This window comes from Chlorogloeopsis fritschii PCC 6912, from assembly GCF_000317285.1.
GTDB classification, from domain to species: domain Bacteria; phylum Cyanobacteriota; class Cyanobacteriia; order Cyanobacteriales; family Nostocaceae; genus Chlorogloeopsis; species Chlorogloeopsis fritschii.
The window spans coordinates 1-13,121 of record NZ_AJLN01000106.1 but is presented as its reverse complement, the minus strand read 5'-3'; the positions used below and the strand labels follow the sequence as shown (position 1 = coordinate 13,121).

The 13,121-nt window shown below is 38.9% G+C and carries 15 protein-coding genes; 8 read left to right on the top strand and 7 right to left on the bottom strand.

What is annotated here, in order from left to right; translation table 11 throughout:
* Window positions 1-105: 105 nt before the first annotated feature.
* Window positions 106-2,349, top strand: a complete 2,244-nt coding sequence (locus UYC_RS0122160; protein ID WP_016875112.1) for a dynamin family protein — start codon at window positions 106-108, stop codon at window positions 2,347-2,349.
* Window positions 2,350-2,461: 112 nt separating this feature from the next.
* Here the strand turns inward: UYC_RS0122160 and UYC_RS0122155 are convergent, their stop codons facing one another.
* Together UYC_RS0122155 and UYC_RS0122150 are read right to left on the bottom strand one after the other, a co-directional pair.
* The gene (locus UYC_RS0122155; protein ID WP_016875113.1) at window positions 2,462-3,046 is read right to left on the bottom strand and encodes a Uma2 family endonuclease; all 585 of its coding nucleotides are present in this window, start codon (window positions 3,044-3,046) and stop codon (window positions 2,462-2,464) included.
* Window positions 3,047-3,144: 98 nt separating this feature from the next.
* Window positions 3,145-3,783: a peroxiredoxin gene (locus tag UYC_RS0122150; protein ID WP_016875114.1), complete on the bottom strand. Its 639-nt coding sequence runs from the start codon at window positions 3,781-3,783 to the stop codon at window positions 3,145-3,147.
* Window positions 3,784-4,078: 295 nt separating this feature from the next.
* Here UYC_RS0122150 and UYC_RS0122145 point away from each other — a divergent pair, with 295 nt between their 5' ends.
* On the top strand, window positions 4,079-4,417 hold the full coding sequence (locus UYC_RS0122145; RefSeq protein ID WP_016875115.1) for a hypothetical protein: 339 nt from the start codon (window positions 4,079-4,081) through the stop codon (window positions 4,415-4,417).
* Window positions 4,418-4,429: 12 nt separating this feature from the next.
* On the opposite strand, the gene hpsP is transcribed toward UYC_RS0122145, so the two are convergent.
* On the bottom strand, window positions 4,430-5,605 hold the full coding sequence (hpsP, locus tag UYC_RS0122140) for a hormogonium polysaccharide biosynthesis glycosyltransferase HpsP (protein ID WP_016875116.1): 1,176 nt from the start codon (window positions 5,603-5,605) through the stop codon (window positions 4,430-4,432).
* The gene (locus UYC_RS0122135; protein ID WP_016875117.1) at window positions 5,587-6,099 is read right to left on the bottom strand and encodes a phage integrase N-terminal SAM-like domain-containing protein; all 513 of its coding nucleotides are present in this window, start codon (window positions 6,097-6,099) and stop codon (window positions 5,587-5,589) included. The genes hpsP and UYC_RS0122135 overlap by 19 nt, the downstream gene beginning before the upstream one ends.
* Before the next feature lie 328 nt (window positions 6,100-6,427).
* On the opposite strand from UYC_RS0122135, the gene UYC_RS0122130 reads away from it, so the two are divergent.
* The 5 genes from UYC_RS0122130 to UYC_RS35700 all read left to right on the top strand — a co-directional run bounded on the left by UYC_RS0122130 (window position 6,428) and on the right by UYC_RS35700 (window position 8,329).
* Window positions 6,428-6,658: a GNAT family N-acetyltransferase gene (locus tag UYC_RS0122130; protein ID WP_016875118.1), complete on the top strand. Its 231-nt coding sequence runs from the start codon at window positions 6,428-6,430 to the stop codon at window positions 6,656-6,658.
* On the top strand, window positions 6,658-6,810 hold the full coding sequence (locus UYC_RS39050; protein ID WP_016875119.1) for a hypothetical protein: 153 nt from the start codon (window positions 6,658-6,660) through the stop codon (window positions 6,808-6,810). The genes UYC_RS0122130 and UYC_RS39050 overlap by 1 nt, the downstream gene beginning before the upstream one ends.
* A gap of 67 nt (window positions 6,811-6,877) precedes the next feature.
* A complete protein-coding gene (locus UYC_RS0122120) occupies window positions 6,878-7,129 on the top strand; it encodes a hypothetical protein (protein WP_016875120.1) in 252 nt (83 codons plus the stop codon).
* A gap of 70 nt (window positions 7,130-7,199) precedes the next feature.
* The gene (locus tag UYC_RS0122115; protein ID WP_016875121.1) at window positions 7,200-7,673 is read left to right on the top strand and encodes a type II toxin-antitoxin system VapC family toxin; all 474 of its coding nucleotides are present in this window, start codon (window positions 7,200-7,202) and stop codon (window positions 7,671-7,673) included.
* 362 nt (window positions 7,674-8,035) lie between these two features.
* Window positions 8,036-8,329, top strand: coding sequence for a UPF0175 family protein (locus tag UYC_RS35700; RefSeq protein WP_100227221.1), 294 nt, complete (start codon window positions 8,036-8,038; stop codon window positions 8,327-8,329).
* 187 nt (window positions 8,330-8,516) lie between these two features.
* On the opposite strand, the gene hpsO is transcribed toward UYC_RS35700, so the two are convergent.
* The 3 genes from hpsO to hpsL form a co-directional block, all read right to left on the bottom strand.
* Window positions 8,517-9,689, bottom strand: a complete 1,173-nt coding sequence (hpsO, locus tag UYC_RS0122100) for a hormogonium polysaccharide biosynthesis glycosyltransferase HpsO (RefSeq protein ID WP_016875123.1) — start codon at window positions 9,687-9,689, stop codon at window positions 8,517-8,519.
* Window positions 9,690-9,848: 159 nt separating this feature from the next.
* Window positions 9,849-10,859, bottom strand: coding sequence for a hormogonium polysaccharide biosynthesis glycosyltransferase HpsN (gene hpsN / locus UYC_RS0122095; protein ID WP_016875124.1), 1,011 nt, complete (start codon window positions 10,857-10,859; stop codon window positions 9,849-9,851).
* Between the two features lie 102 nt (window positions 10,860-10,961).
* Window positions 10,962-12,665, bottom strand: a complete 1,704-nt coding sequence (gene hpsL, locus UYC_RS0122090) for a hormogonium polysaccharide biosynthesis protein HpsL (protein WP_016875125.1) — start codon at window positions 12,663-12,665, stop codon at window positions 10,962-10,964.
* Between the two features lie 332 nt (window positions 12,666-12,997).
* On the opposite strand from hpsL, the gene UYC_RS40525 reads away from it, so the two are divergent.
* On the top strand, window positions 12,998-13,121 hold a 124-nt coding region (locus UYC_RS40525; RefSeq protein ID WP_162139010.1), incomplete at its 3' end, for a WG repeat-containing protein.

Sequence of the window (13,121 nt, the reverse complement as noted above, 5' to 3'; positions counted from 1 at the left end):
GCGTTTGAGACAGTGCCCACCTTACGGTTATTAAGAATGATGTAAGCTCTCAAATATTAAATAATAATCAAATTAAATCTGCTCAAGAAAATAAATATAGAAAATATGCAGCAGGATAATCAAAACTACAAGCAGCTTGCAGATACTCTCAAATCTGCATTTACATTGCTAAATATAGATTCAAAATCGGCGCTGTACAGAGATATTATTACCATTTGTAATTATCTCACTAATCCCTACTTTCGGATTGCAGTATTTGGCCCCTTTAATCATGGTAAGTCAACTTTACTTAACGCCATCTTGGGAAATCGCGCCTTACCAATTGATTTAATTCCTACTACAGGTGCTGCTATTACTGTTAAGTATGGTACTGATTTACGCACGCGAATTACTTTAGTAGATAATACGGAAATTTACCGCAGTGGCACAGAAATTTTAAAGCAGTTTGCCATTTTAGATGGCGACAGGCGGATGCGAAGTGATGTTGCTTCTGTAGAAGTTTTCTGTCCCCACCCTTTTTTAGATAGGGGTGTAGAATTTCTCGATTTACCCGGAACTAATGATAGAGAAGAACAAGATAATTTAGTCAGAGAACAACTGTTAGGTGCTGACTTAGTAGTGCAGTTGTTGGATGCACGTAAGTTAATGACTTTAGGTGAACGGGAAAACTTACGAGATTGGCTTTTGGATCGTGGTATTAAAACGGTTATTTTTGTTGTTAATTTCTTGAATTTACTTGAACCAGAAGAGCAAAAAGAAGTTCAAAATCGTCTGCGGTTTGTTGCTGAAAGTTTTCGATCTGACTTACCACCAGGTTTTAGTAACTTATATCGTGTTGATGCTTTACCTGCTTTAAGAGCTAGACTTAAAGGTGATGTGGCAGCAGCGAATACTAGCGGTTTAGTGGCTTTTGAAACAGCCTTGCAAAATATTGTCGAAATTCTCCAACAAAATCGGAATGATTTGCGTCTGCCTAGAGTGCAAGCGATCGCAACCCAAATTCAAACATCATTACAAGCAAAAATTGCTCCTTTGCGAAGTGAAATTAAAGCATTTGCAGAAGAGAATCATGCCAAAAATGAAATTAAGCAACGTGCTGTAGAGCTAATCAAACAAGGATTTAACACTAGTGTTGTCAAGTTGCGTGATTGGCTGAATATAACAAATTTACGAGATAAATATCAAGCTGATGCTGCCGTTGCCTTGGCAACAAATAATTTTAAAAATTGGGAGATAAATACTTTTAACAAAGATTTTACTGAATTAAAAGCTGCTATTTTAAAATGGTTAGAACAAGCATATAATTTTTTTCAAGAAGCAAGACCAGAAGATTTATTAATTCCCTTTCCCAAAGAGCCACAAGTTAACTTACCACCCAAACCAAGTGATTCTGACGATTTAAGCGATCCTAGTTCTATTGCAGTTGGTGGTGGTATTGGTTGGTTATTAGGTGGCCCGGTTGGGGCTGCTGTTGTTGGAAGTATTGCTTATTTAGTCAACAAGAATTTACAAAAACAAGATGAAAAAGTAACTCAATATTCGTATCATCAACAAGTAGCAAAAATTTGTGTAGATGCCATTGATGATTATTTAAATATCTTTAGTAGTCAAGGATTATCAATATTATCTGAATATGAGAAAAAGGCGGAAAAAGTTATTAAATTTACAGTAATTAATGAAACACTAGAATTTACTAAAAAACGTGAAGACTTGCAAAAATGGCAAAATATTTTAAATCAATTAAACCGAGAATTAGAAAAAACTTTAGGAATTTCTATTCCTCATGAATTGGATATAGAAAAAGAAACACCTCAGTCTGTGTATCGTTTTTCAGGCAAAGGAGTAAAAGAAGATGTGGGAATGCACCGACAAAAGGATGCGTCAGCGAAAGAACATAGTTATACAGCGACAAGAGATACAGTAAAAGAAGAAAAGCAGACAGAGGTAAAAGCAGATAAAAGTGATTTCTCCGCGTCTTCACCTCCTCCCAGAAAAGAAGATTTAGAGGCAAAATTTCGGGCTTGGGAACTTGATGAAGAAATAGCGCAAATGAAAGCACAAATGCGTTCACCTGAGTTTAAAACTGGTAAGCAGCAAAATACAAATCAAAATCAGCAAGCACCTAATCAAGCTAAAAACCAGGCGGAAAAAGACAAAATTGCTCGCGCGTACACTATCTTAGGATTACAATCGGGTGCTTCATTAACCGAGATTAAGCAAGCTTATAAAAATTTGGTGAAAAAATGGCATCCAGATTTATTTATGGATAAGCCCCAACTGCTACAACAAGCACAAGAAAAAATGCGACTAATTAATGAAGCTTACACGATACTAAATAAATCAATATAAATAGACTAAAGACATAGATAAAAAAATAGATCCCCGACTTCTCTAAGAAGTCGGGGATCTACCAAAACATTATTATAAAATTCCGATCGCATATTTAAAAATATTCACTAAACTACCAAATCTTACTCATATTAAGAACAAAACCAGGCAAAGCTGGATCGCCGCTGACACTATCAGGATTATCTAAACATTCCTCTGACATTCCCGGACGATAAATATAAACTTGGCGATTTTTCCGATCAATCAACCATCCTAACTGGATTCCTGGTTCCCTCATATATTCGTCCATTTTTTCTTGTAATGGCTTGAGGTTATCAGTAGGCGATCGCAGTTCTATCACAAAATCTGGACAGATGGGGGCAAATTTTTCCTGCTGTTCTCGTGAAAGAGCATTCCACCGTTCTAATTTAATCCAGGAAGCATCAGGAGAACGTTCTGCACCCGTTGATAGTGTAAATCCCGTGCTGGAGTCAAAACAGATACCTGTGCCATCTTGTTCTGCCCAAATTCCTAGCTGTAAAGCAACGTTAAAGTTACGATTACCTGTTTCTGAACCAGTGGGTGGCATAATTGATATTTCTCCATATTTATTCCTCTCAATGCGTAAGTCGCGGTTAATCTGACAGAACTCAAAAAATTCTTCGTCTGTCATTTGCATTGATGGCGGAATTCGCAAAACAATAGGAGACGAAAGCATAATATCTACACGGCTGACTTTTCTTTTTATTCTCACCTACAGATGCGAAAAGGTGGGCAATGCCCACCCTACTGCTTGGCGTGAAATATTTTCAAGATTTACTTGTTGGGTTGAGGAGTCATCCGTAAGTAAGGCTTGACTTCCTGATAACCTTTGGGGAACTTCTCCTTCAAAACTTCTGGATCTTTGAGTGAAGGGACAATTACACAGTCATCACCATCTTTCCAGTCAGCTGGTGTTGCCACGCTGTAATTATCAGTCAGTTGCAGCGAATCAATTACGCGCAAAATTTCATCAAAGTTGCGTCCTGTGCTGGGAGGATAAGTTAAGGTGAGACGCAGTTTTTTATTGGGATCGATAATAAATACAGTCCGCACTGTAACACTGGCGTTGGCATTGGGGTGGATCATGTCGTAAAGATCGGAAACTTTACGATCGGGATCTGCCAAAATCGGATAGTTAAGTTTGGTACTCTGGGTTTCTTCGATATCGCCAACCCATCCTGTATGGGATTCAACGTCATCAACGCTGAGGGCAATTACTTTAACATTGCGCTTGTCAAATTCTGGCTTGAGTTTGGCAACCGTGCCTAATTCAGTGGTGCAAACTGGGGTGTAGTCTGCGGGGTGGGAGAACAGCACTACCCAGCTGTCGCCTGCCCAATCGTAAAAATTGATATCGCCATCTGTGGAGGCTTGAGTAAAATTCGGTACTGTATCACCGAGATGGAGAGCCATGTTACTTCCCTGTAAATAAGTCAAGATATGGGTGTTCTAATTTGCATGATGACACAAAACACCGATTCTCCGATAGGACTATTGTAGTTCGCAACAAAATTTTAGGTTCTGAAATTCAAATTCAGCCCAAAATCGAATTCACAGTGATCAGAGTTGTCAGCTTTTGTAGTCCTTACAGGAAGAATTATATTCGGTGCTGCAGTCCAGCCATTACACACTTTACCACTTCCGAATACCGAAACTGTAGGTAAAGTTTAACGTCTATGTAAATAAATTACTTCATAGATGTGAAAACATGAATACAGGTGGATTGCTTACTTTTGTGTGTATGGTTGCAATTGCTGTATACTTGCAGTGTTTTACTGAAAGTGAGTTTCTCCTTAACCCTTTAATAGATACTCAGTTACCTTTGGGATTTACCCAAGCTAAGTTTGAGAGCATTAAACCGGGAATGACACAAGCTGAAGTTTTAAAAATTTTGCCGCCACCTGAATATTTATCGAATGATGATTCTTGGGCTTATGGAAACGATGGTGCAGCTCCTTTCGGAGATTTTGCTTGGTTTAGATTTGTAATATATTTTGATCGCGAAGGATTTGTAACTAAAACAGAACGTCAAAAATTTCACGATTAAAATTCATAAGTATCACCTTTGTACAAGAATATTTTTATAGGCTTCAATCATTTGACGGGCGATCGCATCCCAACTGTAATGCTGCAATGCATACTCTTTAGCGCGTAAACCTCGGCGTTGACATTCGTAGGGATTTTGCAAAGCAATGCGAAGTAACTCAGTAAGTGTCGGCACTTCTAGTTTACTCACCCACCCCGACTCACTTTCATGTACTTCTTGACAAATATGTACCTGATCGGAAATTATCACAGGTGTTCCTGCTGCCATTGCTTCAGCAACAGCAATACCAAAATTTTCATAGTACGAAGGTAAAACGAAAATATCGGCAGCTTGCAGGAGAGCAGATTTTAATTCTCCCGTGACAAAGCCAGTTATGGTAGTGTGCGATCGCAAACAAGAATTATATATCTGTGATTTGATTTTCTCTTCATAATCTGGATCTTGGGGATTCGTGCCAGCTAAGACAAAGTGAAAATTTAATCCTGCCGCTAAAAGCTTCTCCAAAGCTGGAATTAGTAGATTTAACCCCTTTTTTGGATCGATCCGTGACATAAACAACACCAACGGTACATCAACAGGAATACTCCACTGCTGACGTAACGTACTTTCCCCATCTTCTTGAGAGGGAATCACGCCCAAAGGAATTACCAAATCACGTGTGGCGACACCAAATCTTTCTGAAATTTTTGCTTCCTGAATACTGGTAAAGTGCATAGCCGCTGCACGAGCTATGTTTGCACTTTCTAACATCAAAGCATAAAATTTTTTTAATTGTCTTTTCTTGCGTATATCTGCCGGATCGAGAGTACCCAAAGGACGCAAAATGTAAGGAAGCTTTTGGTGACGACAAATTGCGGCAGCAACACTACTGACAGGGGAAAATAAAGCATGAATATGAGCTAAATCAAACTTGTGAGCATGAAAGTTTAACCACTTAAGTAAATCTAGAGAAAATTTATAACGACGAAATGGAGCAGAACGAAAATATATTATTTCATAGCCATCTTGTTTGATAGGAGTATTTAAAGGAACATCCAGGGATTTTTGACCGCGATCGCCATTACTATTAGTAGTAAGAATCGTAACTTCTACACCTTCTCGTGCTAAAGCAGGAGCTAATCCTAGTACCATTTGACTAGGGCCGCCATAGATTAGGGAAATTGAAGGGACTATTTGTAGAATCCGCATATTTTTTGAATATGAAGTGGATAGTTAGATGTCAGGGTAAGCTCATCTAATTTGGTATACAGCAAACTTGACATACCAAAGAAAATGACCATAAGCAATGGTAATTTAATTAAAAGTTGATGTACGCCAGACAATTGTTTGATAATCGCAAAAACTTCATCTTTTGTCAGGACAGTTGGTAAATATTTAGATTTCTTTGCACGTACCGCATCTACTTTTAAATCTAAATCTTGTTTTAATACTTCTCGATATAAAAATAGAATAGCGTGAAGTGCTTGATTTTGCATTGATGCAGCTACATTTTCATTAACAGCAAGATGCATTACAAATGCTTCGATTTCTGCACTTCCCATATCTTTAGGATGACGCTTATTCTGAAAAAGAATATAACGTCTAATCCAGTAAATATAAGTTTTCTCTGTTTGGTAAGAATAATGCTTAAGATGGATAACGTCTTGTACTTGTTCTAGCAGTTTCTTGGGACGTTGTTCCATCGGGTGTTATACAGAAAAATTTCGTTTAATATTCTAAATAAGGATGTTATACGGAAAAATTCTTGATAACACCAAGAGATATACGGAAAAATTCCATATAATCCTCCCGTGAAGGGTAGTTATACGGAAAAATTCGGTATAATACCCGAATAGGGATATAAAAAAGAAGTTTTCCATATATTCAGACAGGAGGTAGCTGTAACACTTAATATATTGCGATCATGAAAAAGATTATATGGAAAGTTTCCGTTGAATAAATAGTTGGGCAGCTAATAACCTTGTGTGATTTAGGTAAAAATTGTGCGAGAGTGATGATACGAAATTACATATGAAGGAAGTTGTAATTAGGACTGCCAGTCTAGATGACGCTCCAGCGCTCGCACATCTCATGTCGCAACTTGGATATTCAACATCTGCCGATGAAATGAAAGAAAGGCTGAAGGGCATTTTGTCTACTGCAAGCTACATGACCTTTGTTGCAGAAATTCGGGGAGAAGTGGTTGGCATGGTCGGAATGGGCATCATTGATTTCGAGGTACTCTCATTTAATAAAAGTTGATGGATTCAGCAGTAGCAGGATTAATAGGTGCTGGTATTAGGGCAGTAGCAGGAATAGCAGGAACTCTTATCACTACCTACCTACAAGCGAAACAAGAACGACTGAAGTGGTTGCGCGATAAGCGTGTCGAATCATATTCAAACTACTATTAGATACTTAGTAAGGGCACTCAACAAGCGTTCAAGCATCAGTATCGAAAGTGGTACTCTTGTTACCATCATGGGTCAAGATGTCGTAAAAGAGTGGTTTGACGATTTCAGTGAGTCATTAGTTTGGCTTTCCTCTCTATCGATCTATTGCTCAGAAAATCAGCAGAAAGAAATTATTAATGCTTTCAGAGTAGTTGAGCAAGCTGTATCAGATCTTATAACTTCAGATTCACGCCCATTAAATCTTCAAAGTATTATTTCATCTGTGCTTGATAGCGTTATAGAGTGTGCTAGAAGGGATATTGGCAGGGCAGTAAGATAACATCAACTATGTCAAGCTTTGGTTTGAGGCGGTCGCTGTAGAATAAAGAAATCAATTGTCCTGCTTCTGTATGAGTGAGACCGTTTACATAGAAACCAGTATCATCGGCTACTTAACAGCTAGAATAAGCAACAATCTCATTCTGATGGCAAACGTAGAGGCTACGCGAGAATGGTGGGATGCTCGTCGTACTCAGTTTGAACTCTACATTTCACAAACGGTTTTAGATGAGGCAGCACGGGGAGATGCAGAGATAGCCAGGAGACGGCTTGAGATACTGAGTGACTTTCCACTGCTTGAAGTGAATGAAGCAGTTCAAGATCTGGCGGCGCAGTTTCTCACGAAAAGTAATCTGCCACCCAAAGCTGCCGACGATGCCCTTCATATTGCGGTCGCTACAATCTATGGCTTGGACTATTTGCTAACGTGGAACTGTAAACATATTGCAAACGCTCAAATCCAGAAAAAGCTGGTTCAGATAAGTTTTGATGCTGGGTACGAGTTGCCCACAATTTGTACACCTTATGAGTTAATGGGAGCTTAGAAATGTGGAGAGATGAGATTTTAGAGGAAATCTATAGGATTCGAGAGGAACATGCAAAGGCATTCAATTATGATTTGAAGGCTATTTGTGATGACTTACGGAAACGACAAGCAGCAAGTGGTAGAAAAATCATTTCTAAACCTCTTCGACAGCCTCGTCAGCCGCATAACAAGTCGCTGCACCCGACCGGATAAAAGTTATCTGCTTCGAGGTCTTCACTCCAAAGTTTCATTGCTTCAGCCAACCCAATTATGGCAGTTAGAATATTAGTCAAAGCAACCTCATAGATTATTTATTTAGAGATGCTCTCCTACCGTTCATCAGGAATACTAGATTAATCCTTAACCTGACCAAAGCATTCAATGTGGAGCCTGGATTATGCAAATCACAATCGACTCCCTGAAGAGCTCATTCAGCACTTTAATCACGATCTCCTTGCCCGTGAGATCTTAGAGGCTCTAGTAATACAAGCCTACCAAACAGAGAAAATTACCCATGCTGAAGTTGGACGTATTCTGGGGCTACCTTCTCGCTGGGCAGTAGATGCCTTTTTGAAACAGCGCCATGCTGATTTACACTACGATGAGACTGATTTGGAGCGAGATCGCACAACCCTCCACCAGCTACGGGCAAAGCCTACTAGTGGCCCTTTATGATTGTCGTTGCCGCTTGCGCGAGGGTGAAATGAAGTTTGGCTATTTACTCAGGTGATTTATGGAACCTATAACTACAGCAGCGATCGCCTCAGCCCCAATTTTCAAAATATTTAGGTATAGAGACGCGAAATTTAGCATTACAAATTAGCTCTTTACAGGCGTCTACAGGATAGCTGCCTTTTAATTACTAACCATTAACCAATTCTTGATAAAACTCTAATTGCTGTTTCGCCAACGCTTTATTTGTATACTGTGCCATGACTTTTTGATAACCCATTTCACCTAAATTCTGAGCTAAATCTGGCTTTTCTATTAATTGAACTATACAATCTGCAATTGCTTTAGCATCCCCTTCTGGAAATATCAAACCAGCATTCTCAATTACATGGGGAATTTCACCAGAATTAGATCCAATTACAGGTACTTGGCAAGCCATTGCCTCAATTAGAACATGGCCAAATTGTTCTTTCCAACCAACGGAACTTATAGTCTTAAACTTGTATGATGTCTCCGATGGCAATACCAAAGTGTTCATAACATTAATATATTGAGCAACTTGATCGTGGGGAACACTTTCTCTAAAAATTATTTTGTCTTTAATCTTTTTTTCCGTAGCCTTGTTGATTAATTCTGATTTTAATGCGCCACGCCCCAACAGTAATAACTTCCAAGGTTTATCTGGTAAAAGTGCTAAAGCCTCTAAAAGTGTTAACAATCCCTTTTCTTGTACAAATCGCCCGACAAACCCTACGACAAATTCATCTTCTTGAATACCCAATTCTTTCGCTAACTCTGGTTGTGATTGAGGTTTAAATACACTTTCATCAACGCCCAATTGTGGCATTACTTTGATTGAACCTTGAAATCCTCTTTGCCTTAATATTTCCGCGCCATCTTGATTACCCGAAATAATACCGTGGCTATTTTGTAAATTGTATTTTTCTAGTAAATCAATAGGAAAATTTAGTGCGTATGGAAGATTCCACCAAGTAAAAAATATATTTTTAGCTTTTAGCCCTAGTAATTTATTCAGAGTAATCATTTGAGCATAAGAAAGGCTTCTAGAACCTTGCTCGACTTGAATAATTTGGGGACGAAACTGACGCATTAAAGATATCAAGTCAAAACCAAAAGTCAATAGTCCTTGATGATTTTGGCTGAAATTAGAAATGGGTACAATCCGAAATTTTCCCTCATCACGATACTGTGTTTCAATGTTTCTATTTTGTACGCCTCCTGGCTGCCAGCGTTTTGGGACTACAACCGTTACTTCAATGTCAGGTTCTAATTGAGATAAAGCGCGTAATTTTTCACAGTTTAAATCTACAATATAGGTATGACTTGCTACTAGTATTTTCATCGACATTGATTGTAATTTTTTTTGAAACGAACCACATAGACGCGCAAGCGGCTTCCCGCAGGGTAGGACTCAAAGTACACAAAGACAGAAAAGAAGGCTCTTTGAGATGTAAAGAGTTTTTCAAAAATCAAATATGAATCTTATCTGTTTCTGTTTGGTTTAAACTGATTCAATTTGTTTATCAATGCGAGTGTATATTTGTCCATCATTCCAGGGTGACTGGATGACAGTACCTAAAGCTTTGAGAAAGCCCAAAATGTAGAAAACAGCACGCATAAAGATTTTGATTGGAGAACCGCTTTTGTGGCAAGGGGGGCGTCCGAGAACATGACAATCAAATAAACGGGCGTAGAGGCATAAAGCTTGGCTAGTAGTCAGGTTTTTCAACCCCATTAAAAAATGATTGTGGTAGAAGGTAAGTTGATATTGGAGCGATCGCATATCAATATCATGGCAACCCCCCGTTTCTTCTCCTAAATGCACTAAATGAGCCTCTGGATCGTACCAAATTTTATATCCGGTTTGCCGCAGCCGCAAACAAAAATCAGATTCTTCTCGCACTGCACTACCACGAAATCTTTCATCAAACCGCAGCCTGTACTTAGTAAAAACTTCACGGCGAAACGACATATTGCAACCCCTTGCTGTTAACACTTCCTGGGGTTTTACAGTATGTACAAAATCAATGTAGTACCAAGCAATGCCAGGATCCATTGCCTGGGGGGGCAAATACTCTATAGTATTAGAGGCTACATCTCCCTGCGTTTTACCCTGGGCAGCATCAGCCATTTTCATTCTGTCAAAAACTCGTCCGGCGATCGCTCCTATCTCTGGTTTGTCTAAATAATTTTTGGCATGAGCTGCTAAAAATCCCGGATTTAACTTAATATCATCGTCAATAAATAAAATTATCTCACCCTTTGCCCGTCGCACTGCATAATTACGCGCTCCTGGCAAGCTTGCCCAATTGAGGCGGAACCATTTTATTTTGCCTGCTGTTGTTTGTTCTTGCAGAAAAACTTCAATTTCTGGCTGATGTTTTGGAGTTTGATCTACTACTAAAACTTCAAAATTTGGGTAGTCTTGTTTCAGCACATCTATAAGACTATCTCGCAATGCTTCTTCACGACCATAAGTCGGAATAATTACCGACAATAAAGGAAAATTCATATTAATAGTTAGTGGTTAGTAGTTAGTGGTTAGTAGGGGCGGGTTTATTTGTAGATCTATCTTTTTTTGAGAGATTACTATTAAAACCCGCCCGTACAGTAGTTAGTGGTTTATTACTCCCCTTGTCTCCCACTCCCCCTTGCCGGCTGCTCCCTGCTCCCCTGCCCCTCTACTTCCGCTCTCCTCCTTCTCTTGCAATCTTTCCATTTTGTCTATAGCTGGTAACTTTAAAAGCACTCCAGCAGCAAACCAATAATAGACAGCCACCGGATCGACATCGAGAGGGTAGTAGTAAGTGTTGTAACTAATAAAAAGTATAAACACCCACATAGCAGCGCCGTAACTGCGGAAATTACGGTTTTTTATGGGGCGATATGTGCGGTAGCAAATAGCTGTTAAGGTAGTTACCAAACCTAGAAATCCCAGTAATCCAAATATTCCTACTTCATAAAGAACCTTGGGATAGTAAGTTTCCACTAACTTAGTTTGACCCATAGAACGAGCAGAATTTGTCGCACGTCCTAAACCACTTCCTAAAATTCCATCTACGTTTTTCCAATTTTCCTCAAATTGCTGGAGGATAAAGTCGTAAGGAGGTGAAGCATTCCAGCGAGCAATAAAACTGTCGGTTCTTTCTTGAACAACAGTAGGATTAGTTACAATCGCAATTCCCAGAATTAGGGCAAGTCCTACAAATATTGGAATAAATCGTTTGAAATTCCGAATTTGTCCTGTCAATAATAGCAATAGCACAAAGCAAGTAGGTACTAAAGCTAATGCTATTCTCTGCCCGGAAATAACAGCATTAACAAATACTAATGCTGTTGAAACTAAACTGATAATTCGCCAAATTATAGATGGATCGCTAAAAGCTGTAGCAAAAGTAAAAAAGGTGCTAGAAATTAAGAACCACGCCCATTGCCAAGGAGCAACAAAAGTTCCTGGTAACCGAATCATTCCCTGGCTGGGGCTATAAACGAGTGAACCACCAAAAAAACACCGCGCTTCGATTGAGGCTCTAAATAAATCTGCTCCGACAGCATCTCTAGTACCTTGACAGATTCCAGTTAGCAATAGCAAATATTGAATAAATCCGAGAATACAGCAAATAAATATTAGCACTACCTGCAAGCGGGAAATCAATAGAAAATCGCGCTTATTACGAATTAAATAGTAAGTACAACTAATTAAAGGTAAATAACCTAAAAATACTTTTAAACCCAGAATTCCCATGCCAATCGGAAATTCTTTAGGTGCATTCTTAAATAGCCCAGGAGGAGGCGGATTGAACTGTTGCGATCCATTCACAAACAGCAGTGTAAGCATACATAAGCTTAATAAAATATATAGGGGGGTTTTAATATTTTGGGGAATCAATAATGGCTGTCCTTTTTTGCGGCAAGTCTGCCAAATACTTACCAGTGCGGGAATGTAGAAGGAGTCTTTAGCTAATTGCAATATCGGACTATTACCGATGTAGTAAGTGATTGTTCCCCCAATTGGTACATAAATGATGAAAGCAAACAGAGCTTGCCGGGGATATTTGTAAGAAAAAGACATCACGATAATTCCCATCACTACTGGCATTGCTGCCTTAATTCCAGCTACTAAAAAAATCAGAAAGCCAAGGAATAAACTACCACCAACGGCAGTAGTGAGGAGACTGGTAAATTCTTTACGTGCCTGTGCAGATTTGCGTTTCTGGGCTAAACGTTCTTTCAGGCTAAGGGTAGGAGTTTCCTGAATTTGCTGTTTTTTTGTTTTTTTACTTTTGTGAGATTTCGATTTTGATTTGGTTTTCGGCATGGCAATGCTGTCAAGAAGCCTTTGGAGTAGCTCATTATACTTCACATTTTTATACCAATTCTGTGAGACAAGGCTACAGATAGGCAGCAAAAGAGCATGATTAGTGGGACTTTGATCAAGTATGGAAGAATCTACTCAAAAATTGGCGTTGCTGATTCAAAGTATGAATTGCCTCACGCAGAGTCGCAGAGAGTAAGAGTTTTAAGTGCCTGATTTTTAAATTTCATGCCTCAATTCAGCAACGCCCAAAAATTTATGCCTATCCTATAGTCATTCAAGCTTTCATAGTACTTAATTTACTTAAACCTTAATCGGTAAGTAAAAGTGGTAAGATATTGATTGAACCAAAGTTCTATAAGACACGTGACTTCTCGGAAGGATTAGCACCAGTCAAAATAGAAGAAAATAGTAAATTTGGCTATATAAATACATCGGGAAAGATGGTTATCAAACCAC

Coding starts and splice junctions, on each gene's coding strand:
- UYC_RS39050 (WP_016875119.1), top strand. CDS start 6,658: ATGGATTCAGCAGTAGCAGGATTAATAGGTGCTGGTATTAGGGCAGTA.
- hpsN (WP_016875124.1), bottom strand. CDS start 10,859: ATGAATTTTCCTTTATTGTCGGTAATTATTCCGACTTATGGTCGTGAA.
- UYC_RS0122135 (WP_016875117.1), bottom strand. CDS start 6,099: ATGGAACAACGTCCCAAGAAACTGCTAGAACAAGTACAAGACGTTATC.
- UYC_RS0122120 (WP_016875120.1), top strand. CDS start 6,878: ATGGGTCAAGATGTCGTAAAAGAGTGGTTTGACGATTTCAGTGAGTCA.
- UYC_RS0122150 (WP_016875114.1), bottom strand. CDS start 3,783: ATGGCTCTCCATCTCGGTGATACAGTACCGAATTTTACTCAAGCCTCC.
- UYC_RS0122155 (WP_016875113.1), bottom strand. CDS start 3,046: ATGCTTTCGTCTCCTATTGTTTTGCGAATTCCGCCATCAATGCAAATG.
- UYC_RS0122115 (WP_016875121.1), top strand. CDS start 7,200: ATGAGTGAGACCGTTTACATAGAAACCAGTATCATCGGCTACTTAACA.
- UYC_RS35700 (WP_100227221.1), top strand. CDS start 8,036: ATGTGGAGCCTGGATTATGCAAATCACAATCGACTCCCTGAAGAGCTC.
- hpsP (WP_016875116.1), bottom strand. CDS start 5,605: ATGCGGATTCTACAAATAGTCCCTTCAATTTCCCTAATCTATGGCGGC.
- UYC_RS0122160 (WP_016875112.1), top strand. CDS start 106: ATGCAGCAGGATAATCAAAACTACAAGCAGCTTGCAGATACTCTCAAA.
- hpsL (WP_016875125.1), bottom strand. CDS start 12,665: ATGCCGAAAACCAAATCAAAATCGAAATCTCACAAAAGTAAAAAAACA.
- UYC_RS0122130 (WP_016875118.1), top strand. CDS start 6,428: ATGAAGGAAGTTGTAATTAGGACTGCCAGTCTAGATGACGCTCCAGCG.
- hpsO (WP_016875123.1), bottom strand. CDS start 9,689: ATGAAAATACTAGTAGCAAGTCATACCTATATTGTAGATTTAAACTGT.
- UYC_RS0122145 (WP_016875115.1), top strand. CDS start 4,079: ATGAATACAGGTGGATTGCTTACTTTTGTGTGTATGGTTGCAATTGCT.